Below are 23,691 nucleotides of genomic sequence, written 5' to 3'. Positions count from 1 at the left end.
CGACATATGGCAGTGCATGGCTTCGAGTTGCAACTGATGGCAACCCTCGGCGGAACTACAGGGCTCCGCCACTTATTTTGGCCGCAGTGTCCAGCCGGATACTGCGGTGACATCCCAGGAGATGCAGCATGAAATTCATCGAGCGATTCTCGCGCAAGCCCGCCCAGCCGCCGCGCCTCGTCGAGCCTGGCCCTGCTCCGTTGCTGGTGGCCCTTGAGCCGCGAATCATGTTCGATGCCTCTGTGGCCGTGGTGGCCGAGGACGCTGCCGCGCAGACCGCCGCCGATACGGCCCGGGACAGTGCCTCCAGCACGGCTGACGCTGCCAGCGCGGATGCGCGTAGCCCACAGAACCAGCGCCAGGAAGTGGTCTTCGTCGATGGCGGCGTGGCCAATGTTGGCGAACTGCTCGCAGGCCTGCCGGGTAGCGCCGAAGTGGTCATCCTTGACCCGAGCAAGGACGGCCTGCAGCAGATGGCCGAGTACCTCAAGGGCCGTGAGGGCCTGGATGCCATCCACCTCCTGTCCCACGGTGCTGACGGTACGGTGCTGGTGGGCAATATCTGGCTCAGCAGTGCCAACCTTGTCGAACACCGCGCCGCGCTTGAAAGCATTGGCGCGGCGCTGAATGCCGATGGCGATTTGCTGTTGTATGGCTGTAGCGTCGGGGCCGATACCGCAGGCATCGACTTCATCAGCTCACTGGCGGCTGCCACCGGTGCTGACGTCGCAGCGTCCGACGACATTACTGGAAAAGGGGGCGACTGGAACCTTGAGGTGAATACCGGTGAGATTGAAGCCTCGGTTTTGCAGATCGACACTTACCAGCATGCGTTGAATGTCAGCAATACCACTGCCGAACTGCTGATTGACGGAGCACCGGCCTTGAGCGCCACAGTAGGTGCAGGTGTCGAATTCCTTATGGATGGGCGCGCGGACGTAAGCGAGTCCAATTGGTACATCGACATCGACCCCTCCGCATCAACAATCACTATGACATTCGTTACCAACGACGTCTCTGTGAGAGAAGGGATAGCCCGCCTCGATGTCGTCTTCAGTAATGGCACCCTGGATGCCATTACCTCTATCACTGCTGACACAGATGCAACTACGAGCCCTGCGGATATCTCAGCCAGCGTTGTCGGCGACGATAAGACGATCTCCTTTCATATCGACACCGCGGGGACAGGGGGGGACGGCGTACTGGTCTGGCGTTTCACTTCAACCAGCACCGCTGCGGATACTGCGCCCAGTGTCAGTGCCTCTGGCACTAATCCGAACTATCTCGAAAACAGCAGTCCGGTTGCACTGTTTTCCAATGTCACTGCCAGCACCAATGACAGTGACCAGAGCTTCACGGGGGCTACTTTCACGGTAACCAATGTCAGCAACGGCGCTTTGGAGGTTTTAAGCATCGACGGCATCAACATTGGTCTCAGCAACGGTAACAGCGGTGTATTGGCGAGCGGCGGTAGCTATAGCGTCAGTGTCGTTGCCGGTACGGCAACGGTCACGCTCAGCGGCATGAGCCGTACCGATGCCCAGATGAATACCCTGATCAACAACATCACCTACGGCAATGGCAGCGACGACCCCGGCAACAGCAGTCGCGTAGTCACCATCACTGAAATTACCGACAGCGGCAGCAATAACACCGCGGCTCTAAATATCGTTTCCACCGTATCGGTCATACCGGTCAACGATGCGCCGGTGATCACCCCGGTCAACCCGACCCTGGCCGGCCTGAGCGACAGCTCCACCAACAACAATGGCGACGCGGTCAACACGCTGCTCGGTGGCGTCACCGATGTCGACACCGGCTCGCTCAAGGGCATGATCGTCACCGGCATCACCAGCACTTACGGCACCTGGCAGTACAGCACAAACAACGGCTTCAGCTGGACCGATATCGGCAGCGCCTCGGATGCATCCGGACTGCTCCTGCGCTCAACGGATCGCGTACGCTTCGTACCGGATGGCGTGCATGGCGAGACGGCCACCATCACCTACCGCGCCTGGGATCAGACCAACAGCACCCAGGGCGGCCAGGGCTCCAGATTGAACGTCACCAGTCTCCTTGGTGGCAGCAACGCCTTCTCTACCGGCACTGACACCGCCAGTGTGGTGGTCACCGCGATCAACGATGCGCCGATCGTCACCGGCAGCGGCGGCAGCGTGGGCTGGACCGAGGGCAACAACGTCACGTCCACCCCCGTGACAGTCGACGCGAACATCTACCTCAGCGATCCAGACGGCCCGGGCGTCGACTACGTCAGGGTGCAGGTGACGTCCAACTACGCCTCCGGCGAGGACGTGCTTGGCTTCAACAACACCGACATGGCGGTGTACGGCGATATCGCCGGCGCCTGGAACGCCGGGCTGGGCATCCTGACCCTGACCTCCAGCAGTGGTACCGCGACCCAGGCGCAGTTCCAGGCGGCGATGCGTGCCGTGACCTTTACCAATACCTCGGACGCCCCGATCGTCGCGACCCGCACCGTGACCTTCCAGGCCAATGACGGCAGCCTGAACTCCAACGTCGTGTCGCGCAGCGTCACCATCACCGCGGTAGACGACTCGCCGGTGATCAGCGCGCCAACCAACGTCACCGTGACCGAAGACACCCTGTCGCCAGTGACCGGCATCATCCTCAGCGATGTCGACTCCGCCAGCGGCTCTCTGACCCTGACCGTCGGCGCCGGCAACCTCAGCGCCACCAGCGGCAGTGGCGTGACCGTGAGCGGCACCGGTACTGCGCTGATCCTCAACGGCACCCTGACCGCGATCAACAACTTCATTGCCGCCGGCAGCCTGAAGTACACCCCGGCGTTGAACTCCAACACCAGCGTAACCCTCGGCCTGAGCCTGGACACCGCCAGCGTCAGCACCGACACGCGCAACCTGACTATCGACATCACCCCGGTGAACGACGCGCCGACCATCAGCGGCCCGGTCAGCATCAACGTCACCGAGGACGTGGCCAAGTCCATGGCCGGCATCACCTTCGGCGATGTCGACTCCGGCAGCGGCAGCGTCCGGGTGATCTTCAGCGTGGCCAACGGCAACGGCACCTTCAGCGCGACCGCCAGCAGTGGGGTGACCGTGACCAACAACGGCACCAACGCCATCACCCTGGAAGGCACCGTCGCCGACATCAACACCCTGGTCAGCAACGGTCGCCTGACCTACCTCGGCGCGCTCAACGCCGCCGGGGTCAAGACCATGTCGATCTCGATCAACGACAACGGCAACACCGGCAGCGGCGGCGCCCTGCAGGTCAACGCCAACATCTCGCTGGTGATCGCCGCGGTCAACGACGCGCCAGTCAACAACCTGCCGGCCGCCCAGACCGTGTTCCAGGACGGCTCGCTGGTGTTCAACAGCGCCAACGGCAACCTGATCACCATCACCGACGTGGATGTCGGCGGCAACACCGTGAAGCTGTCCCTGACCTCGGTCAACGGGCAGATGACCCTGGGTTCGATCGTCGGGCTGAGCTTCAGCACCGGCGATGGCACCAACGACACGTCGATGGTCTTCACCGGCACCCTGGCGGCCATCAACGCCGCCCTGAACGGCCTGACCTTCACCCCGCAGCCCGGCTACAACGGCACCGGCTCGATCACCTTCGTGAGCGACGACCAGGGCTACAGCGGCGCCGGCGGCGTCCAGACCGATACCGATACCGATACCCTGTCGATCACTATCGCGCCGATCAACCCGAAAATCACCGGCGTGGTGGCAGCCCCGGGCAGCGATGGCGCGCACAAGGTCGGCGAGACCATCGATATCGTGGTCCAGTTCGACAACAACGTCATCGTCGACACTAGCTCCGGCATCCCGACCCTGCTCCTGGAAACCGGCGCCATCGACCGTCAGGCGGTGTACCTCAGTGGCACCGGGACCAACCAGCTGACCTTCCGCTACACCGTGCAGGTCGGTGACCTCAGCGGTGACCTCGACTACGCCAGCACCTCGGCGCTGTCGCTGAACGGCGCGGTTCTGCAGAGCGCCCAGGGCCACTCGGCGATCCTGACCCTGCCGGCCGTAGGCGGCGCCAGCTCTCTGGCCGGCCAGCAGGCCATCGTCGTCGACGGCGTGGCACCGAGTATCAGCAACATCGTGCTGCCGAGCGATGCCAGCTATCGCCTCGGGCAGAATATGGACTTCACCGTCAACTTCAGCGAAGCGGTCAGCGTCGACGCCACCGGCGGCACGCCGCGCATCGAAGTGACCCTCGACACCGGCGGCGTTGCCTATGCCGAGTACGTCTCCGGCAGCGGTACCAGCGCCCTGGTGTTCCGTCTCGTGGTCGCCAGCGGCCAGCAGGACAGCAACGGCATTACCGTCGGCAACAGCATCCAGCTCAACGGCGGCAGCCTGCGCGACCTGGCCGGCAACGACAGCCCCGTCGCACTGGCGCCGGGCAACAGCAGCGGCATCCTCGTCGACGGCATCGTGCCGACCGTGGCCACCGTCAGCGTGCCGGCCAGCGGCTCGTACAAGTCGGGCGACGTGCTCAGCTTCACCGTCAACACCAGCGAAGGCGTGGTGGTCGACACCCTCGGCGGCACGCCGCGGCTGGTGCTCACCGTGGGCGGCGTGACTCGTTACGCCTCCTACGTCTCCGGCGGGGCGGACGGCGCACTGGTGTTCCAGTACACCGTGCAGTCCGGCGACACCGCCGCCAGCGGCATCGTGGTGAACGGCACCCTTGACCTCAATGGCGGCCATGTCAACGACCCGGCCGGCAACGCGCTGAACCTCAACCTCGGCGCCGTGGGCAACACCGGCAACGTGCTGATCGACACCACCACGCCGTACGCCACCAACATCACCCGCGTCGACGCCACGCCGACCAACAGCGGTTCGGTCAGCTACACCGTGACCTTCAGCGAGAACGTCGGCAACGTCGATCCGAGTGACTTCAACCTGATCTTCGGTGGCAGCGTCGCCGGCAGCATCGAAAGCGTCACTGCCGTGGATGGCAAGACCTTCACCGTCAAGGTCAGCGGCCTGACCGGCACCGGTACCGTGCGCCTGGACCTCAAGCCAGGCACCGATATCGCCGATGCCGCCGGCAACCTGGTTCCGGGCGGGCGCGTGGGCGTGAACTACACCATCGACCGCGACGCGCCGAGCGTGACCGGCGTCGATGTGCCGGTCGATGGTACCTACATCCCCGGCCAGAACCTCGATTTCACGGTCCACCTGAGCGAGAACGTGCAGTTGAACACCAGCGGCGGCTCGCCACGCCTGGAAGTGCTGCTGGACAATGGCCAGACAGCCTGGGCCGATTACGTGTCCGGCGCCGGTACCAGTGCGCTGGTGTTCCGCCTGACCGTCGCCACGGGCCAGTTGGATACCAACGGCATCACCCTTGGCAACGCCATCCAGCTTAACGGTGCGACCCTGCGTGATTCCGTCGGCAACGATGCACAGCTCGCCCTCAACGGCCTGTCACCCACCGATGGTGTGCTGGTCGATGGCGTGGCGCCAACCGTTGCCAGCGTGACCCTGCCAGCGCCGGGCGCCTACAACGCCGGTGACGTGCTGCGCTTTACCGTCAACGCCAGCGAAGTGGTGATCGTCGACAGTGGTACTCCGCAGTTGGCGATCAACATCGGCGGCGTGACCCGTTATGCGCAGTACGTCGCTGGTTCCGGTACTTCGGCGCTGGTCTTCGAGTACACCGTCGATTCGACCGTCAACGCTCCCAACGGCATCAGCCTGGCGGCCAGCATCGATAGCAGTGGTGCGACCTTGCATGATGCCGCCGGCAACGCCATGAGCCTGACGCTGAACAACGTGGGCAGTGGCAGCGCGGTGATCGTCGATAACAACGCGCCGAACTTCGTCAGTACCGATAACGTCGACGTTACCCCGACCAATGCCGGTTCGGTCCGCTTTACCGTAACGTTCAACGAAACCGTCACGGGTGTGGACAGCAGCGACTTCAGCCTGGTGCTCACCGGCAGCGCCAATGGGCGAATCGCCTCGGTGACCCAGATCGACGGTCGCACCTACCTCGTCACCGTCGATAATCTCTCCGGTGCCGGCAACCTGCGCCTCGATCTGAATGCCAGCGGCACCGGCATCACCGACGTGGCGGGCAACCCTATCGTCGGTGGCGGGGAAGGCAGCGGCTACGACATCGACCGCGTGGCGCCGAGCGTGATCTCGGTCGGCGTGCCGCCGGCCGGAACCTACGTGGCAGGGTCGCAACTGGACTTCACCGTCAAGACCAGCGAAGTGGTACTGGTCGACACTGGTACCGGTGCCAATGGTGCACCGCGCCTGGCGATCACCCTCGACAACGGTGAGGTCGCCTACGCCACCTACCTGTCTGGCTCGCAGAGCGACACGCTGACCTTCCGCCTCAATGTCACCAACGGCATGTCTGGCAACACGACCTTCAACGTCGCTTCGAGCATTGACGTAAACCAAGGCAGCATCCGCGATGCGCAGGGCAACGATGCGCTGACCAGCCTGAACAACGTCGGTAGCACCAGCGGTATCCTGGTCGATGCCAGCGCGCCTAGAGCGACCAGCATCGAGGTCGTCGGACCGGTCCTGCCAACCGATCGCACCCTGACCTTCAACCTGACCTTCAACGAGGCGGTCAGTGGCGTCGACGCCGCCGACTTCAGCGTTCTCGGTACCAGCAGCGCCAGCGGCACGGTGCAATCGGTGCAGCGCATCGACGCCACCACCTACCGCATAGTGGTGGGCGCCCTGCGTGGCCAGGGCACCCTGCAATTGAGCCTGAACCCGCTGAACAGCGGCATCCAGGATGGCGCCGGCAACGCGCTGGCGACCAGCCTGAGCAGCGCGGCGCAGGCCGTGCAGGTCTTGGACGTCGGCGACCTGAACTACCGGATCAACCCAGCACAGACTGTCGCCGAGCCGCTGCCAAGCATGGTTCAGCCACAAGTTCCGACCCTGGTGGCCGACAACGGCGTATCGCCGCTAGTCCCCGGCTCGTTGTTCGAAGTGCGTACCACCGGCGGCGATATCCAGCCGCTGGGTACCATCTTCCTCGGCAACGCCAGCAGCGCGCCAAGCTTCATCGCCCAGGTCTTCGGCAGCAGCGACAGCAGTGCCGGCCTTGGCGGGGGCTTCGGTAGCAGCACGCTGTCGACGATCTTCAGCCATGACGTCCCGGGTGTGAGCGAAATGAACGTGTTCAACGGCGGTCAGTGGCGGCCGGCGGACATCAACCATGGCCTGCGCGGCGTGTTTGGTACACCCACCTTCGGGCAGCAACTGCAGCAAATCAACGAAGCCGACCAGCGTCATGTACGCGAGTTGGCCATGGCTCTGGCTCAGTCGGCACAGATCGGACAGCGCACATGAAATACAGCACACCTTTGAATGATCGAGCCGTACTTGGGGGCGGCCAGGGATGAAAAAGAGCCAGAAGTTTTTCGGTATCAGCCTGCTTGCGCTGGCAATCAGTGGTTGCGCGGTTACCAGTCAGCCAATTGACCGCAGTGTCAGCGAGGAACGTGCGCGCACAGACTTGGCGACCATGTTCAAGGATCAGGAGCCGCTCAGTGGCCCCCTGACATTGCATCAGGCCATGGCCCGTGCCGTGAAGTACAACCTCGAGGCGCGCCTCAAGGTGATGGAAGAGGCGCTGGCCAAGCGTCAGATCGACCTGGCGCGTTATGACATGCTGCCGCGCATGGCGGTGGAAGCAGGCTATGCCGGGCGAAGCAACACGAGTGCTTCCAGCAGTGAAAGTATTCGGACTGGCACGCAATCCCTGGAACCCTCGACCTCCCAGGACCGCAGCCGGGATGTCGCCGACCTGACCATGGTATGGAATGTCCTGGATTTCGGTGTCAGCTACGTCAGTGCCAAACAGCAGTCGGACCAGCGCCTGATCCTCGAAGAACGCAAGCGCAAGGTGATCCACACCATCACCCAGGACGTACGTTCGGCGTACTGGCGTGCGGTAGCGGCACAGCGCCTGCTGACTCAGATCGACAGCCTGATGGGGCGCATTCACCAGGCGCGCGAGAACAGCCAGAACATGGCTGCGCAGCGTGTCGGTGACCCGGTGCAGACGTTGAGCTATCAGCGTGCCTTGATCGAGGCGACCCGTCAGTTGGAAGAGCAACGCCGTGCCTTATCGCTGGCCAAGACCGAACTGGCGGCGCTGATCAACCTGCCCTTGAACACGAATTTCACGCTGGCGCCTGAAGAGGGCTATGCGGTACCTGAGTTCAAGGCCGACTTCGCCAAGCTGGAGCAGCAGGCCCTGAGCAGCCGTCCGGAGTTGCGCGAGCAGGATTATCAGGCTCGTATCAGTGCCGCAGAAACCCGCAAGGCCATGCTGCGTCTGTTGCCAGGGTTGGAGTTCTCCGCGGGTGGTCACTACGACAGCAACTCCTTCCTGACTAACCAGAGCTGGGCTGACTATGGTGTGAAAGTCACCTGGAACCTGTTCAACGTGCTGTCTGCGCCTGCGGCCATCAAGGTTGCCGAAGCCGGTGAGGACGTTGCGGCCGCGCGTCGCCAAGCCATGTCCATGGCGGTTCTGGCCCAACTGTATGTGGCCAACGCCAACTACAGTGAAGCCGTGCGCCAGTTCAACACCAGTGAAGAACTGGCCGCTCTCGATGGCGAGATCGCCGAGCAATTGCGCAACCGCTACCAGACGCAGAATATCGGTGAGCTGGAGTTGATTCAGGGCGAGTTGAATAACCTGCAGACCCAGCTCAAGCGCGATTTGTCCTATGCCGAGCTGCGCAATGCCTATGCCCAGTTGTATGTGAGCGCGGGTACCGACCTGCTGCCTCCGGAGCTTCCGGATGCCAATGTTGAAACCATCGCTTCCGCACTGCTGAGCAGTGAGGCCAACTGGGGACGCTGACAGTCCATGGTGCGGGGCCAGCGATTGTTTCGCTGGCTCCGTTGCCGCGCTGCCAATGCGGCGCCAGCCCTGTACCTTACAGGCAGAACGTCTGTGTAGCCTTGTCCAGCTCGCGGCCCAGTTTCAGCAACTGGTCGCTTTGCTGGCGGTTGCTTTCGATGTGTTCGAGGCTGCTGCTGCCTTGCTGGTGGATGCGTTCGCTGTGACGGCGAATCTCGCTGACCGCCTCATGCTGCTTGGCAGTGGTCTGGGCGATGCGTTCGCTCATGCTGCCGATGGTGTCGATCGAGGCGACGATTTCGTCGAGGGCGCCTTCGGCTGACTCGGCCAGGCGTGCCGTTTCCTCGGCATGGCTGACCTGGCTGCGCATGGCCTGTACGGACTTGCGCGCCGCCAGTTGCAGCGTTTCGATCAGCCGCTGGATTTCTCCCGTCGCGCCGCTGGTGCGTTGTGCCAGGGAGCGTACCTCGTCGGCCACGACGGCGAAGCCACGCCCATGGCTGCCGGCGCGTGCCGCTTCGATGGCGGCGTTCAGTGCCAGCAGGTTGGTCTGTTCGGCAATCGACCCGATCACGCTCAGTACATTGCCGATGGTGGTGGTTTCATTGGCCAGGTGCTCGATGGCCAGGGCGTTGTCCTGTACTTCGCTGACCAGTGCATGCAGGCCCTGCAGGCTTTGCCCGATGACCTGCTGGCCTTGCGTGATGGCGTTGCCCGCGGTGCGGCTGGCCGTGGCGGCTTCCGCGCTGCCTTCGGTGACCTGCTGGATGGTGGCTTCAAGCTCGCCCAGGGAGTCGCGAATCAGCGCGGTATCGGCCGACTGATGGCTGGCGCCCTGGTGCAGGGCCGAGCTGGTTTCGCTCAGGCGATGGCTGCTGTCGGCCACGTCGCGTGCCTGGTCGCGCAGGGTGCCGACCAGTTGCAGCAGGTAGTCCCGCAGTCGGTTTACCGAGGCTTCGATGTCCTGCAGTTCGAGCGTGCGACTCTCGATGCGAGCCGGTTGGCTGAAGTTGCCCTCGGCCCAGGCGCCAAGGGTCGGTGCCAGGCGTTCCATGGCGCGGGTCAGCCGGCGTTGCAGGCGGTCGATGGCGAGGGCGATCAGCAGGATCAGGGCAATGATGCTGGCCTGGATGATGCGGACCTCTTTCTGGATGCGTGCGTGCTCGGCGCGCACCGCAGGCTCCAGCGCCGTCAGGGCCTGTTGCAGGGCTTCGGTGCGGTCACTGCTGGCCTTCATCAGTTCGCTGCGTTGCTGGATGAGTTCGCGGGTGCGTTGCAGTTCGGCCGGGTAGCGGGCGAGCAGGCTGGTCAGCTCCCGCTTGAGTGCGGTGCCCCGGTCCTGGGCGGGTTGTTCGGCAGCTTCGCTCTGTAGTCCGAGCAGGTCGGCGAAGGGATCGCTCTTGCGTTCTTCGGTCACACCCAGCAGTGGCAGGCGCTCGATCTTTTTCGCTTCGGCATCGAGTGTCTGCAGGGCTTGCTCTATTTCCTTGTACAGGGTGTCCCGGCCACTGCTGATCAACTGGCTGCGCGCATGGCTCAGTCGGAGCAGGTTCTGGCTGGCGCTGAACAGCGGGGAGAGGTAGGCGCTGCCGTTGCCTTTGTTGGCATAGCGCGCCAATTGTTCGAGTGCCGCCGCCAGTTCGCGCTCGGACTGTAGCAACAGCCCCTGGGGATCGCCGGCCAGCTTGCCGGCGGCCAGCAGGTCGCCGGCAGTGAAACTGTGCAGGTCGACCAGGCTGGGTCGCAGCGTGTCGGCCAGTTGCGTCGGCAGGTCGTCCAGGCCGCCATCGAGTTCTTCCAGCGCTTTCAGGGCGTGACTGTGGCGCACGGCATCGCCGTGGCTCAGGTACGCCTGGATATTGCTGGCAACGCCATGCTGGAACTGTTGCGACAGCCCCAGGTAGCGGCTCATCAGCAGGTAAGGGCGTTCCAGTGCGCGCTCCGACCACCACAGCGTTGCCCCGAGGGCAAGGCAGACGGCGAGCAGCAACAGGGTGTTGAGTGTAGTAAGCGACTTCAGGCGCATGCCGGCCTCGTGTGAAAACCGAGAGGCTGAAACCTTATGGCACTTTGATTTCAGTCGCGTGACGGCAGCCCGTTCGTCAGGACCCTCATGGGGGGCGCACTCTTTGCCTCCTCTCTGGCTTGCGGGAGAGGGCTTGGGAGAGGAGCGGCCTTGCCAGGCCCGCTGCGTTATAGTGGCGACCTGCTGGCTGCAACGTACAGGGACGGTTGCGGTCAGAATCCTGAAGCAACGGAAAGGACATACCTATCATGCTGGACTGGAAGAATCGCTTGGGCCTTTCGGGCCGATCCTCGGCGTCGGGCACGGCGGCGCCTGCTCATTCAGGGCGCCGCGTCCTGTGGCGGGTCCTGGCCATCGTGCTGGGCGTTTATTTGCTGCTGGCGCTGTTCGTCGGCTGGTACTGGAGCCTCGAGCCCGATCCGTTTCCGGTGAAGCAGAGTGCTCGCGAGGCCGCACTGGCGAAGGAGCATCAACTGGTCAGCGGCTATACCACCGCCGTGACGCTCAAGCGCGTGGCGTCCACCCTGCTGGACAAGCCGGGTGGTTACCTGAGCAACGACGTGACGCCGCCCGGCGTATGGCTCGACAACATGCCAAGCTGGGAATACGGCGTGCTGGTACAGGTGCGCGACCTGAGCCGAGCGCTGCGCAAGGACTTCGCCCGCTCCCAGTCGCAGTCGACGGAGGATCCGGATCTCTCCAAGAGCGAGCCGCTGTTCAACTTCGACCACCGCAGCTGGGCGCTGCCCGCCGCCGAGTCCGAGTATGGCGCGGCCATCCAGGGCCTGGACCGCTACCTGGCACGCCTGGGCGCGCCGGAGCCACAGGCGCAGTTCCATACGCGGGCCGATAACCTGAACAACTGGTTGGGGGATGTGGCGACCCGCCTGGGGTCGTTGTCACAGCGCCTGTCGGCGAGTGTCGGTCGTGTGCGACTGGATACCGATATCGCACCGGAGCAGGAGCGCAGCGGGATCGTGCCCAAGGTCAAGGAAGAACGTGTCGAAACGCCATGGATGCAGATCGACAATGTCTTCTACGAGGCGAGAGGGCAGGCCTGGGCGCTGTCGCATTTCCTGCGTGCGGTCGAGGTCGATTTCGCCGATGTGCTGGCCAAGAAGAACGCCACGATCAGCGTGCGCCAGATCATTCGTGAGCTGGAAGCCGCCCAGGAGACGCTCTGGAGCCCGATGGTCCTGAATGGCAGTGGTTACGGTGTGCTGGCCAACCACTCGCTGGTCATGGCCAACTACATCTCCCGTGCCAACGCCGCCATCATCGACCTGCGCAACCTGCTGTCGCAGGGCTAGGCTCAGGCTCCGGCGGCGTAGCGGTTGCAAGTACGCGCGGCCGTGGCTTGATCCACTGGGGCAAGCCACGGCCTGATCAAGCCGGCAACTGCTAAAGCATTTGCAATTCCTGCGTTTATCCTTAAACTATGCCGCCTTTCGGGCCTGCTGGCCCTTGTGTTCGTTTGGCATGGGCCAAGCACAGACTACCTACAGGAACGATGTCCGCATGGTAACTATTCGTCTCGCTCGTGGCGGCTCCAAGAAGCGCCCTTTCTATCACCTGACCGTCACTGACAGCCGCAACGCCCGTGATGGCCGTTTCGTAGAGCGCATCGGTTTCTTCAACCCGATCGCCGCCGGTGCTGAAGTCAAGCTGTCCGTCGACCAGGAGCGCGCCAACTACTGGCTGGGTCAGGGCGCGCAGCCGTCTGAGCGCGTTGCTCAGCTGCTGAAGGAAGCTGCCAAGGCTGCTGCCTGAGTCGTATGAACAGCACGTCGGCCCCGGCCGAAGACCTTCTGGTCATCGGCAAGATCGTTTCGGTGCATGGCGTGCGTGGGGACGTGAAGATCTATTCCTTCACCGACCCGATCGAGAACCTGCTTTCCTATTCCCGCTGGACATTGCGCCGTGGTGATGAAACAAGGCAGGCAGAGCTGGTGAAAGGCCGTCTGCAGGGCAATATCCTGGTGGCGACCCTCAAGGGTGTTGCAGATCGCGAAGTCGCGCGTGGTTACGCTGATTTCGAGATATGCGTGCCCCGTGCCGAACTGCCGGTTCTCGATGGCGATGAGTATTACTGGTTCCAGTTGCAGGGGCTGACGGTCATCGATCAGCTCGGGCAGGTTCTGGGCCGGGTCGATCATCTGCTGGAGACGGGCGCCAACGATGTGTTGGTGGTCAAGCCGTTCCCAGGCAGTCTGGATGATCGCGAGCGACTGTTGCCTTATATCGATCAGTGCGTATTGCGGGTCGACCTGGCAGCAGGCGAAATGCATGTCGACTGGGATGCGGATTTCTGACTTGCCATGCCATTGCGCGTCGAGGTCATCAGTCTGTTTCCGGGCATGTTCGCCGCCCTGACCGAGTACGGCATTACCAGCCGTGCGGTGAAACAGGGGTTGCTGGAACTGCGTTGCTGGAATCCGCGTAGTTACACGGAGGATCGTCACCAGACCGTGGATGACCGCCCTTTTGGTGGCGGCCCTGGCATGGTGATGAAAATCAAGCCGCTGGAGCTCGCCTTGGCCGATGCCAGGCAAGCGGTCGGGTCCGATGCGAAGGTCATTTACCTTTCACCGCAGGGCCGCCAGTTGAAACAGGCCGACGTGCGGATGCTTGCACAGGCCGAGGGTTTGATCCTCATCGCGGGACGTTACGAAGGCATCGACGAGCGTTTCATCGAGACGCATGTCGATGAAGAATGGTCGATTGGCGACTATGTATTGTCCGGTGGCGAGCTGCCGGCGATGGTGCTGGTCGATGCTGTGACACGCCTCTTGCCTGGTGCACTGGGGCATGCGGGATCTGCCGAGGAGGACTCCTTCACGGATGGCCTGCTCGATTGCCCGCACTACACCCGACCGGAGGTGTATGCGGGAAAACGTGTTCCCGAGGTGCTGCTTGGCGGCAACCATGAACACATCCGGCGCTGGCGTTTGCAGCAGTCCCTGGGGCGTACCTGGGAACGTCGCGCTGATCTTCTGGATGGCCGCTCGCCTTCTGGAGAAGAACAAAAGCTGCTGGCGGAATATATTCGTCAGCGGGACGATAGTTGATTGAACGTATCGATGCCGGGCCGGGAGGCCTGTCTCAGGAGCACAGCAATGACCAACAAAATCATCCAACAGCTCGAAGCCGAGCAAATGACCAAGCAACTGCCGCCTTTCGCGCCGGGTGACACCGTAGTCGTCCAGGTCAAAGTGAAAGAAGGCGACCGTGAGCGTCTGCAGGCTTTCGAAGGTGTTGTGATCGGCAAGCGCAACCGCGGTCTGAACAGTGCCTTCACTGTTCGCAAGATCTCCAGCGGTGTAGGCGTAGAGCGTACCTTCCAGACCTTCAGCCCGGTTGTTGAGAGCCTGACTGTCAAACGTCGTGGTGATGTACGTAAAGCCAAGCTGTACTACCTGCGCGCGCTGTCCGGCAAGGCCGCCCGCATCAAGGAAAAACTGGTCTGATCCGGTTTTTCTTTCACAAGAAAGCAGCCTCCGGGCTGCTTTCTTGTTTTCTGGGGTATGGTTTTCCGCTAGGTCGCGAGGCGCCAGGGTACGAGTCGGCGCCCGTGTCTTCCTGTGTCGATGAGAGTCCTTTATGTCAGTGCTCGATGCGCCGCTGATAGACCGTTTCCTCGATATGCTCTGGCTGGAAAAAGGCCTGTCGCAGAACACGCGAGAGGCCTATCGTCGGGATATCGGGCAGTTCAACGCCTGGCTGGTCGAGCGTGGGTTGTGCCTCGAAAGCGCGGGGCGTGAGGCGATCCTCGATCACCTGGCCTGGCGCCTGGATCACGGCTACGAGGCTCGTTCGACCGCTCGCCTGCTGTCGGGGTTGCGGGGGTTCTACCGCTATCTTTTGCGCGAAGGCACGATAACCACCGACCCTACCTTGCAGGTCGAGCAGCCTCGGCTCGGCCGTCCGCTGCCCAAGTCGCTTTCGGAGGCCGATGTCGAAGCCCTGCTGGCGGCTCCCGATGTGGAGGGCATGCTGGGGCTGCGTGATCGGGCCATGCTGGAGGTGCTCTATGCCAGTGGCCTGCGGGTGTCCGAATTGGTCGATCTGCGCCTGGAGCAAGTCAGTCTGCGTCAGGGTGTCGTCCGGGTCTTCGGCAAGGGCAGCAAGGAGCGTCTGGTTCCGCTGGGCGAGGAGGCGCTGGATTGGCTGGAGCGCTACCTGAAGGGTGCGCGCGGTGAGCTGCTGGGGGGGAATGTCAGCGATGTGCTGTTTCCCAGTCAGCGGGGGCAGCGCATGACGCGGCAGACGTTCTGGTATCGGATCAAGCTGCATGCGCGTGCGGCCTGTATTGCGACCGCGTTGTCACCACATACCTTGCGCCATGCTTTCGCGACGCATCTGCTCAACCATGGCGCGGACCTGCGCACCGTGCAGATGCTGCTCGGCCATAGCGACCTCTCGACCACGCAGATCTATACCCACATCGCCCGGGCACGTTTGCAGGCGTTGCACGCCGAGCATCATCCGCGCGGTTGAGCGCCGGCTTATTGCCTGGGCCTTGCAGGAGCCCTCTCCCCAACCCTCTCCCGCAAGCGGGAGAGGGGGCAAAAAGGTGTGTGGTCCGTTCATATGAGCACGCATGACGATCTTCGTGTGATTGTCCTGTCTGCATAGCTTTTGGCTGTGAAGCCGGGTGGCCAGCTATGGTAGTCTTCGCTTCCTATCCGATAGCTTTCAGCGGAGCCTTCATGCGCCTGTTTCCAGCCATCCTGACCGCAGCTTTTGCCTTTTCCGCATCCGGTCTGGCACTTGCCACCGAACCCGACCAGGCGATTCGTGAAACCCTCCGTCAGGTCCAGCCGGACATGGTGATCGACAGTATTGCCGAGAGCCCGATGAGCGGCCTCTACCAGGTTCAACTGGAGGGAGGTCGACAGCTGTATGCCAGCGCCGATGGACAATTCCTGATCCAGGGGTACCTGTTCCAGTTCAAGGACGGCCAGGCGAGCAACCTGACCGAAAAGGCCCAGAGCGAAGCCCTGGCCAAGACGATCAACGCCATTCCCAGGCAGGAAATGGTGATCTTCTCGCCCAAGGAGCCCAAGACCCATATCACGGTCTTCACCGATACCGATTGTGGCTATTGCCAGAAATTGCACAGCGAGGTCGCCGAACTGAATCGTCGCGGTGTCGAAGTGCGTTACCTGGCCTTCCCGCGCCAGGGACTGGGCAGTCCGGGGGCGAAGGCGCTGGCCAGTGTCTGGTGTGCCAAGGACCGCCAGGCGGCGATGAACAAGGCCAAGGCGCGGGAAAGCATTCCCGAGCTGCAGTGCGACAACCCGGTCGCCAAACAGTATGAACTGGGCCAGATGGCCGGCGTACAGGGAACCCCGGCCATCGTCCTGGCCAACGGTCAGATGATCCCGGGTTACCAGCCGGCGCCGCAGTTGGCCGAAGTGGCGCTTTCCGCTCGCTGATACGCAGCTTCCGCCCGGTGTGGCGGTAATTGACTAAAGCCAGCGTGCTTCGTAATGTGCGGCTCTTTTTATGTGGTCGGTCGCTCCGACTTCTTGCTTGTGTGAATGGGGGTTCAGCTTGAAACCGGTGAAAGTAGGCATCTGTGGACTGGGGACCGTTGGTGGCGGCACCTTCAATGTACTCAAACGCAATGCCGAGGAAATTGCGCGCCGGGTCGGACGCGCCATCGAGGTCGGCCAGATCGCCGCTCGCGATGCCAATCCGAAGTGCGATACCCAGGGCATTTCGATCACCAACGATGTGTTCGAGCTGGTCCGCAACCCCGAGATCGATATCGTCATCGAACTGATTGGCGGCTATACCGTCGCGCGCGACCTGGTGCTCGAAGCGATTGCCCAGGGCAAGCACGTGGTCACGGCGAACAAGGCGCTGATTGCCGTACACGGCAACGAAATCTTCGCCAAGGCCCGCGAGAAGGGCGTGATCGTCGCGTTCGAAGCCGCGGTGGCCGGCGGTATCCCTGTGATCAAGGCGCTGCGCGAAGGCCTGTCGGCCAATCGCATCAACTGGCTGGCCGGCATCATCAACGGCACCGGCAACTTCATCCTGACCGAGATGCGCGAGAAGGGCCGTGACTTCCATGATGTGCTCAAGGAAGCCCAGGCGCTCGGCTATGCCGAAGCCGACCCGACCTTCGACGTGGAAGGCATCGATGCTGCGCACAAACTGACCATCCTCGCTTCGATTGCCTTTGGCATCCCGCTGCAATTCGACAAGGCTTATACCGAGGGCATCACGCAGTTGACCACTGACGATGTCAACTATGCCGAGGCCCTGGGTTACCGCATCAAGCACCTGGGCGTAGCCCGTCGTACGGAAGAGGGCATCGAACTGCGCGTTCACCCGACGCTGATCCCCGCCGACCGCCTGCTGGCCAACGTCAATGGCGTGATGAACGCGGTCATGGTCAACGGCGACGCCGTCGGTTCCACGCTCTATTACGGTGCTGGCGCTGGCATGGAGCCGACCGCCTCCGCCGTGGTGGCGGATGTGGTGGATATCGCCCGTGCGCTGAGCTGCACCCCCGAGAGCCGCGTACCGCACCTGGCCTTCCAGCCGGACGTGCTGTCCGACCATCCGGTCCTGCCGATCGCCCGTAGCGAAAGCGCCTATTACCTGCGTATCCAGGCCAAGGATCATCCCGGCGTGCTGGCTCAGGTGGCGTCTATCCTGTCCGAGCGTGGCATCAACATCGAATCGATCATGCAGAAAGAGGCGGAAGAGCAGGATGGCCTGGTGCCGATGATCCTCGTCACTCACCGCGTGCGTGAAGAGCATATGGACGACGCCATCCGCGCCCTCGAAGCGCTGGAAGGCGTGGCCGGCAAGGTCGTGCGGATTCGCGTCGAACAACTGAATTAATCGGGCGGCAGGCGGCAGGTCGACGGACCTGCGCCTCAAGCCAACATCGAAGGTCTGAACAAATGCGCTATATCAGCACCCGTGGCCAGGCGCCCATCCTGAATTTCGAAGATGTCCTGCTGGCCGGCCTGGCCAGCGATGGCGGCCTCTATGTGCCGGAGAACCTGCCGCGCTTCACCGTCGAGGAGATCGCTTCCTGGGCGGGCCTGCCGTACCACGAGCTGGCCTTCAGGGTGATGCGCCCCTTCGTCGCCGGCAGTATCGCCGATGCCGATTTCAAAAAGATTCTCGAAGAGACCTACGGCGTATTTGCACACAACGCGGTGGCGCCCCTGCGCCAACTGGACGGCAACGAGTGGGTGCTGGAGCTGTTCCACGGCCCAACCCTGGCGTTCAAGGACTTCGCCCTGCAACTGCTCGGTCGCCTGCTCGACCATGTGCTGGCCAAGCGTGGCGAGCGCGTGGTGATCATGGGCGCCACTTCCGGCGACACCGGCTCGGCGGCCATCGAAGGCTGCAAGGCCTGCGACAACGTCGATATCTTCATCATGCACCCGCACAACCGTGTGTCCGAGGTGCAGCGCCGGCAGATGACCACCATCTTCGGCGAGAACATCCATAACATCGCCATCGAAGGCAACTTCGACGACTGCCAGGAGATGGTCAAGGCCAGCTTCGCCGACCAGGGCTTCCTCAAGGGAACGCGCCTGGTGGCGGTCAACTCGATCAACTGGGCGCGGATCATGGCCCAGATCGTCTACTACTTCCATGCCGCCATCCAGCTTGGCGCGCCGTCCCGCTCGGTGGCCTTCTCGGTGCCGACCGGCAACTTCGGCGATATCTTCGCCGGCTACCTGGCGCGCAACATGGGGCTGCCGATCAGCCAACTGGTGGTCGCCACCAACCGCAACGACATCCTGCACCGCTTCATGTCGGGCAACCGTTACGACAAGGACACCCTGCACCCGACGTTGTCGCCATCGATGGACATCATGGTGTCGTCCAACTTCGAACGTCTGCTGTTCGACCTGCATGGCCGTAACGGTGCCGCCGTGGCGCAACTGATGAGCGACTTCCGCAGCAGTGGCAAGCTGTCCGTGGAAGATGGCATCTGGCACGAAGCGCGGCGCCTGTTCGACTCGCTGGCCGTGGATGACGAGCAGACCAGCCGTACCATCGCCGAGGTCTTCGCCCAGACCGGTGAAGTCCTCGATCCGCACACCGCCATTGGCGTGCGTGCGGCCCGCGAGTGCCGCCGCAGTCTGAGCACGCCGATGGTGATCCTCGGTACCGCGCATCCGGTGAAATTCCCCGATGCCGTGGAGCAGGCCGGCGTCGGTACAGCGCTGGAGTTGCCGGCACACCTGAGCGACCTGTTCGAGCGCCCCGAGCGTTGCACGGTACTGGACAACGATCTGGCGACGGTGCAGGCGTTCGTCAGCCAGCATGGCAACCGCGGCAAGCCGCTGTAATCGGTTTGCACTGCCCGAAGGCCGCTCTCGTCGAGCGGCCTTTTTATTGGTGTGGCGTTTTTACCGGCTCCTGCCGTGTCCGTGGTGGAGGGGCTACGGCGTCTGCCAGTTCCATGCGGTAGCGCTCCGACAGCGGGCCGAACTGTTCCTGGGCGCAATAGGTGCAATAGAGCAGGCGGGTGATCCGCAAGGGCGCCGAAGGCGGCGCAGGAAGGGCCGCCAGGCGCTGGCGCAACGCCTGGGCGTCGATGCTCTGGCGATAGAGACCGAGGGTCAGGTGCGGTACGTAGGACGCGTAGCGTATTTCTTCACTGCCCTGGCTCAGGGCCTGGCGCAGAGGTGCCAGGCTGGCCTGTGGGTCTTCCAGGGCGATAAAGGCCGCACTGGCGAAGCTGTCCAGATGGCTGGCCTGCAGCTCGAATGACGAGGGCGCCAGGCGCTGCAGGCTGTCGCATTGCACGCGCAGGGCTTGTGCCGTGAAGTCGTCGGACAGGCGCTTCTCGGGCTGCTCGAAGCCGCAGACGAACAGGGTGATATGGGGCTGGCGCTGGTATTGCGGATGCAGCAGGTCGGCGAGCGCCTGGCGGACGTCGGTGATATAGGCCAGCAATGCCGGCGAATCGATTTCCATGAGCCAGACGCCATAGCGCTCGCGCCCCTGGTGCCAGTCAGGGTAATCGCCCAGGCGGCTGGGCAGTGTCGCCTGGGTGAAACCCGCCTCGGACAGCCGCAAGGCGGGCGCATTGTTCATCGCTTCGGAGCCGTCTACGCCGTGCGCTGCCACAGGGCGTAGTGCACGTTGCCGGTCTTTTTCTCCCGGTGCAGGCGCCAGTTGGCCGGTAGGCCCAGGCTGGACGGGGCGCTTTCGCTTTCGGTATAGACCCAGGCGTTCTGCGCCAGCCAGCCGTTGCGCTCCAGATGCTCGCAGGCAGGCAGCAGCAGGTCGCGGTTGAACGGCGGGTCGAGAAATACCAGGTCGAAGGTGCTGTCGGCGGGGCGATCCAGGTAACGCAGTGCATCGTCCTGTTGAACCTGGCCATTGTCGCAGCCAAGCGTTTGCAGGTGTTTGCGCAGGCTGGCCACGGCATCGCCGTTGAGGTCCAGGCACAGGGCGCGGCTGGCGCCCCGTGACAGGGCCTCGAGGAACAGCGCGCCGCTGCCGGCGAAGGGGTCCAGCACACTGGCGCCCGGCAGGTATGGGGCCAGCCAGTTGAACAGCGTTTCGCGGACCCGGTCGGGTGTCGGGCGCAACCCCTCGGCATCCGGGAAGCTGAAGCGGCGTGAGCGCCACTCGCCAGCGATGATGCGCAGGTGGCCTTCGCCTCGGGAAGGCTGGGCGTGTGCGGTGGTGCGCTTGGGTGGTCTGCTCATCAGTGCTCCGGCACTCCGGACGGCTGCTCGCGCGGGCCGTTGGTCGGTGGCGGCAGGGGCTGCTGTGCCACGCTCGGGCCGGCGCGCACGATGACAAAATCATCGGCATCGAGATGGCGGTTCATGGCGTCCTTGACCTGCTCGGTGCTGAGCGCCTGGATCTGCTGCATGAAGTCTTCCAGGTAGGTCAGCGGCAGGTCATAGAAACCGATGCTGCCCAACTGGCCGACGATATCGGCGTTGCTGGCGGTAGACAGCGGGAAGCTGCCGGCAATCTGCCGCTTGCTGCGTTGCAGCTCGGCTTCGCTCGGCCCTTCGGCGAGGAAGTCGCGTACCAGTTGCTGCACCAGTTTCAGGGTGCCATCGGCCAGCTCTGCGCGGGTCTGTACGTTGATCATGAAGGGGCCGTTGGCGCGCATCGGACTGAAGGCCGAGTAGATGCCATAGGTCAGGCCGCGCTTTTCCCGCACCTCTTCCATCAACCGGGTACCGAAGCCGCCGCCGCCGAGGATCTGGTTGCCCAGGTAGAGGGCCGCGTAATCCGGGTCGTCACGGGAAATGCCGAGCTGAGCGAGCATCAGGTGGCTCTGGCTGGACGGGTATTCGATGACATGCAGGCCGGGCTTGGCGGCCTGGGGTTTTGGCGTTGGCGGCAGCGCGGAGCCGGCGGGCAGGGCGCTGGAGATTTGCGCCGCGATGGCCTCGGCCTGCGGACGGTCGAGGTCGCCGACCAGGGCGATCACGACGTTGCCGGCGCTGTAGGCCTTTGCATGGAAGGCGCGCAACTGGTCGAGCGAGATAGCCGGGATGGATTGCTCCGTGCCCTCGCTCGGATGGGCGTAGGGGTGAGTGCCGTAGAGCTGCTGGAACAGTTCCAGGCTGGCCAGTTTGCCGGGGTTCTGCTTCTGGAACTCGAAGCCGGCCAGCAACTGGTTCTTGATGCGTTGCAGCGAAGGGGCAGGGAAGGTTGGCTGGCTGACGACCTGGGTGAACAGTGCCAGGGCGGGCTCGCGCTTGTCCTTGGCGCTCAGGCTGCGCAGGCTGGCGATGGCCATGTCGCGGTAAGCACCATTGCCGAAGCCGGCGCCCAGGCCTTCGAAGCCCTGGGCGATGGCGGTGACGTCACGGCCTTCGATGCCTTCGTCGAGCATGGCGTTGGTCAGCAGTGCCAGGCCGGGTGTGCCGGCATCCTGGCTGCTGCCGGCAGCGAAGATCAGGCGCAGGTCGAACATCGGCAGCTCACGGGATGCGACGAACAGCACCTTGGCGCCTTCCTCGGTGCGCCAGCTCTGGATGTCCAACTGGCGCCGTGGCAGCGGTTGATTGTCGAGTGCGGCCAGGGATTGCAGGCGCGGCGCCGGTTCGGCGGCGATGGCTGGTTGCGGGGCGGGTGTCGTTTCCTGCTTGCAGGCGCCCAGCGTGACGAGGCTGGCCAGTAACAGCAGGGTCAGGGGCCGGCGCAGAGGGTTCGACTCATTCATGGCGGGCTTCCTCGGGAAGAACATGGGCGACGCTCAGGCGGGCCGGGGTGAAGTAGGTGCGGGCGGCGCTCTGGATATCTTCGGGGGTGACCGACTCGAGTGCGGCCAGGTCCTGATCCATGAGCTTCCACGACAGGCCGACGCTTTCCAGTTGGCCGATGGTGTTGGCCTGCTGGGTGATCGAGTCGCGCTCGTAGACCAGGGCGGCAATGACCTGGGCACGGACACGTTCCAGTTCGTCCGCGTCCGGCGGCGTCTGCTTGAGGGCTTCAAGCTCGCGCCACAGGCCGGCTTCGGCCTCTTCCAGAGTGCGTTGCTTCTGGGTATTGGGGGCCGCGCTGAGGACGAACAGGCTGTCGCCGCGGGTGTGTGCGCTGTACCAGGCGGATGCGCCGCTCACCAGTTCTTCGCCACGTTCCAGGCGTGCAGGCAGGCGGGCGCTGGCGCCGCCGCTGAGCAGGGCCGAGATCAGGCGCAGGGCATGCACCGGACGGGCCTGCTCGGCGGTCGCCAGGGACGGCACGTTGAAGGCCATGAGCAGGCTGGGCAACTGAGTCTTGACGTGCAGCGTCAGGCGGCGCTCGCCCGGTTCGGCCAGTTCCAGTGGGCGCTTGGCCTGGGGCTGTTGGCGCTTCTCGATGGGGCCGAAGTAGCGCTCGGCCAGTTCGCGGACGTGCTTCACGGTGACATCGCCGACGACCACCAGGGTGGCGTTATTGGGCGCATACCAGGTTTCGTACCAGGCGCGCAGGTCATCGATGTTCATGCGTTCGAGGTCGGCCATCCAGCCGATGGTCGGCGTGCGGTAGCCGCTGGCCGGGTAGGCCAGCGCCTTGAAGCGCTCGAACGCCAGGGAACTGGGTCGGTCGTCGGTGCGCAGGCGGCGCTCTTCCTTGATCACTTCGATTTCACGGGCGAACTCGTCGGCGGGCAGCTTGAGGCTGGCCATGCGATCGGCTTCCAGTTCGAAGGCGACTTCCAGGCGGTCGCTGGCCAGGACCTGGTAGTAGGCCGTGTAGTCGTCGCTGGTGAAGGCGTTCTCTTCCGCGCCCAGCTCACGCAGGATGCGTGAGGCTTCGCCTGGCTCCAGTTTGCTGCTGCCCTTGAACATCATGTGTTCGAGCGCATGGGACAGGCCGGTGTTGCCGGGGGCTTCATAACTGGAGCCGATCTTGTACCAGAGCTGCGAGACGACCACGGGCGCTCGGTGGTCTTCACGCACGATGACCTTGAGGCCGTTATCGAGGATGAATTCATGGGTGGGCTGGGGCTCGGCGGCGGCCAGCAATGGAACATACAGCGCGCCCAGCATCAGGGCCGTGGCACGGCGAAGCATCGGGAACATGGCAGGGGCTCTTGGGTCTACGAAGTCGATGGTTGCGGGTGAAAAATCTGCCGGCCATGGTACTGGTGCGGCCGGGCCAGGCAAAGTCTTCGATGCTATCTGTAATCGTTACCAGCGCCATGACGGCGGCGCTGGGCTGAGAGAGGCGCGCGAACGCAGGCAATGCCGGGATCGTCGCTTTGGCTCTGGCGGTGAATGAGGTGCTAGGATACGCACTATTTGGCCAGTGCTACGGCTGGTATTTCGACCCCTTGA

At 63.5% G+C, this 23,691-nt stretch carries 15 protein-coding genes and 1 pseudogene; 11 read left to right on the top strand and 5 right to left on the bottom strand.

Annotated features, from left to right (window positions below; translation table 11 throughout):
• The first annotated feature begins 128 nt into the window (after nucleotides 1-128).
• Nucleotides 129-7,355, top strand: coding sequence for a DUF4347 domain-containing protein (locus HW090_RS06825; protein WP_179112806.1), 7,227 nt, complete (start codon nucleotides 129-131; stop codon nucleotides 7,353-7,355).
• A 49-nt stretch (nucleotides 7,356-7,404) separates the two neighbouring features.
• Nucleotides 7,405-8,880 carry a TolC family protein gene (locus HW090_RS06820; RefSeq protein ID WP_179112805.1) on the top strand — a complete coding sequence of 492 codons (1,476 nt, stop codon included), beginning with the start codon at nucleotides 7,405-7,407 and terminating at the stop codon, nucleotides 8,878-8,880.
• A gap of 76 nt (nucleotides 8,881-8,956) precedes the next feature.
• On the opposite strand, the pseudogene HW090_RS18110 reads toward HW090_RS06820, so the two are convergent.
• Nucleotides 8,957-9,472 (bottom strand): annotated as a pseudogene (locus tag HW090_RS18110) (methyl-accepting chemotaxis protein); the annotation flags it as partial.
• A 1,682-nt stretch (nucleotides 9,473-11,154) separates the two neighbouring features.
• Here HW090_RS18110 and HW090_RS06810 point away from each other — a divergent pair.
• The 9 genes from HW090_RS06810 (at nucleotide 11,155) to thrC (ending at nucleotide 19,239) form a co-directional block, all read left to right on the top strand.
• Nucleotides 11,155-12,216: a DUF2333 family protein gene (locus HW090_RS06810; protein WP_179112803.1), complete on the top strand. Its 1,062-nt coding sequence runs from the start codon at nucleotides 11,155-11,157 to the stop codon at nucleotides 12,214-12,216.
• 208 nt (nucleotides 12,217-12,424) lie between these two features.
• The gene (gene rpsP, locus HW090_RS06805; RefSeq protein WP_179112802.1) at nucleotides 12,425-12,676 is read left to right on the top strand and encodes a 30S ribosomal protein S16; all 252 of its coding nucleotides are present in this window, start codon (nucleotides 12,425-12,427) and stop codon (nucleotides 12,674-12,676) included.
• Nucleotides 12,677-12,681: 5 nt separating this feature from the next.
• Complete coding sequence (rimM, locus tag HW090_RS06800; protein ID WP_179112801.1) at nucleotides 12,682-13,218, top strand: ribosome maturation factor RimM; 537 nt, start codon at nucleotides 12,682-12,684, stop codon at nucleotides 13,216-13,218.
• A gap of 6 nt (nucleotides 13,219-13,224) precedes the next feature.
• Nucleotides 13,225-13,974, top strand: a complete 750-nt coding sequence (gene trmD, locus HW090_RS06795; protein ID WP_179112800.1) for a tRNA (guanosine(37)-N1)-methyltransferase TrmD — start codon at nucleotides 13,225-13,227, stop codon at nucleotides 13,972-13,974.
• Nucleotides 13,975-14,022: 48 nt separating this feature from the next.
• Nucleotides 14,023-14,373: a 50S ribosomal protein L19 gene (gene rplS / locus HW090_RS06790; protein ID WP_179112799.1), complete on the top strand. Its 351-nt coding sequence runs from the start codon at nucleotides 14,023-14,025 to the stop codon at nucleotides 14,371-14,373.
• Nucleotides 14,374-14,506: 133 nt separating this feature from the next.
• The gene (gene xerD, locus HW090_RS06785) at nucleotides 14,507-15,403 is read left to right on the top strand and encodes a site-specific tyrosine recombinase XerD (protein ID WP_179112798.1); all 897 of its coding nucleotides are present in this window, start codon (nucleotides 14,507-14,509) and stop codon (nucleotides 15,401-15,403) included.
• Nucleotides 15,404-15,615: 212 nt separating this feature from the next.
• Nucleotides 15,616-16,344, top strand: a complete 729-nt coding sequence (locus HW090_RS06780; RefSeq protein WP_179112797.1) for a thioredoxin fold domain-containing protein — start codon at nucleotides 15,616-15,618, stop codon at nucleotides 16,342-16,344.
• 118 nt (nucleotides 16,345-16,462) lie between these two features.
• Nucleotides 16,463-17,767, top strand: a complete 1,305-nt coding sequence (locus HW090_RS06775) for a homoserine dehydrogenase (RefSeq protein ID WP_179112796.1) — start codon at nucleotides 16,463-16,465, stop codon at nucleotides 17,765-17,767.
• 62 nt (nucleotides 17,768-17,829) lie between these two features.
• Complete coding sequence (gene thrC, locus HW090_RS06770; RefSeq protein ID WP_179112795.1) at nucleotides 17,830-19,239, top strand: threonine synthase; 1,410 nt, start codon at nucleotides 17,830-17,832, stop codon at nucleotides 19,237-19,239.
• 43 nt (nucleotides 19,240-19,282) lie between these two features.
• Here the strand turns inward: thrC and HW090_RS06765 are convergent, their stop codons facing one another.
• From HW090_RS06765 to HW090_RS06750, 4 genes are read right to left on the bottom strand one after another with little or no spacing between them, the layout of a single operon-like run.
• Nucleotides 19,283-19,990 carry a 2'-5' RNA ligase family protein gene (locus HW090_RS06765; RefSeq protein WP_179112794.1) on the bottom strand — a complete coding sequence of 236 codons (708 nt, stop codon included), beginning with the start codon at nucleotides 19,988-19,990 and terminating at the stop codon, nucleotides 19,283-19,285.
• 14 nt (nucleotides 19,991-20,004) lie between these two features.
• Nucleotides 20,005-20,610 (bottom strand): 16S rRNA (guanine(966)-N(2))-methyltransferase RsmD, encoded by a 606-nt coding sequence (rsmD, locus tag HW090_RS06760; protein WP_179112793.1) that lies wholly within the window; start codon nucleotides 20,608-20,610, stop codon nucleotides 20,005-20,007.
• A complete protein-coding gene (locus tag HW090_RS06755; RefSeq protein ID WP_179112792.1) occupies nucleotides 20,610-22,091 on the bottom strand; it encodes a pitrilysin family protein in 1,482 nt (493 codons plus the stop codon). The genes rsmD and HW090_RS06755 overlap by 1 nt, the downstream gene beginning before the upstream one ends.
• Entirely contained in the window at nucleotides 22,084-23,436 is a 1,353-nt protein-coding gene (locus HW090_RS06750) for a pitrilysin family protein (protein WP_179112791.1), read from the bottom strand. Before HW090_RS06750 ends, HW090_RS06755 begins: the two co-directional genes overlap by 8 nt.
• Between the last annotated feature and the right edge of the window lie 255 nt (nucleotides 23,437-23,691).

The organism is Pseudomonas sp. ABC1 (assembly GCF_013395055.1).
Taxonomy (GTDB): domain Bacteria; phylum Pseudomonadota; class Gammaproteobacteria; order Pseudomonadales; family Pseudomonadaceae; genus Stutzerimonas.
Note: the sequence above shows the minus strand (reverse complement) of the source record. Positions and strands in the feature narration are given on the sequence as shown.

What these genes read in the sequence shown, in the direction of transcription:
- HW090_RS06810 (WP_179112803.1), top strand. Translation starts at nt 11,155, where the DNA reads ATGCTGGACTGGAAGAATCGCTTGGGCCTTTCGGGCCGATCCTCGGCG.
- rpsP (WP_179112802.1), top strand. Translation starts at nt 12,425, where the DNA reads ATGGTAACTATTCGTCTCGCTCGTGGCGGCTCCAAGAAGCGCCCTTTC.
- HW090_RS06750 (WP_179112791.1), bottom strand. Translation starts at nt 23,436, where the DNA reads ATGTTCCCGATGCTTCGCCGTGCCACGGCCCTGATGCTGGGCGCGCTG.
- HW090_RS06825 (WP_179112806.1), top strand. Translation starts at nt 129, where the DNA reads ATGAAATTCATCGAGCGATTCTCGCGCAAGCCCGCCCAGCCGCCGCGC.
- xerD (WP_179112798.1), top strand. Translation starts at nt 14,507, where the DNA reads ATGTCAGTGCTCGATGCGCCGCTGATAGACCGTTTCCTCGATATGCTC.
- HW090_RS06755 (WP_179112792.1), bottom strand. Translation starts at nt 22,091, where the DNA reads ATGAATGAGTCGAACCCTCTGCGCCGGCCCCTGACCCTGCTGTTACTG.
- rimM (WP_179112801.1), top strand. Translation starts at nt 12,682, where the DNA reads ATGAACAGCACGTCGGCCCCGGCCGAAGACCTTCTGGTCATCGGCAAG.
- thrC (WP_179112795.1), top strand. Translation starts at nt 17,830, where the DNA reads ATGCGCTATATCAGCACCCGTGGCCAGGCGCCCATCCTGAATTTCGAA.
- rplS (WP_179112799.1), top strand. Translation starts at nt 14,023, where the DNA reads ATGACCAACAAAATCATCCAACAGCTCGAAGCCGAGCAAATGACCAAG.
- HW090_RS06765 (WP_179112794.1), bottom strand. Translation starts at nt 19,990, where the DNA reads ATGAACAATGCGCCCGCCTTGCGGCTGTCCGAGGCGGGTTTCACCCAG.
- HW090_RS06820 (WP_179112805.1), top strand. Translation starts at nt 7,405, where the DNA reads ATGAAAAAGAGCCAGAAGTTTTTCGGTATCAGCCTGCTTGCGCTGGCA.
- HW090_RS06780 (WP_179112797.1), top strand. Translation starts at nt 15,616, where the DNA reads ATGCGCCTGTTTCCAGCCATCCTGACCGCAGCTTTTGCCTTTTCCGCA.
- trmD (WP_179112800.1), top strand. Translation starts at nt 13,225, where the DNA reads ATGCCATTGCGCGTCGAGGTCATCAGTCTGTTTCCGGGCATGTTCGCC.
- rsmD (WP_179112793.1), bottom strand. Translation starts at nt 20,610, where the DNA reads ATGAGCAGACCACCCAAGCGCACCACCGCACACGCCCAGCCTTCCCGA.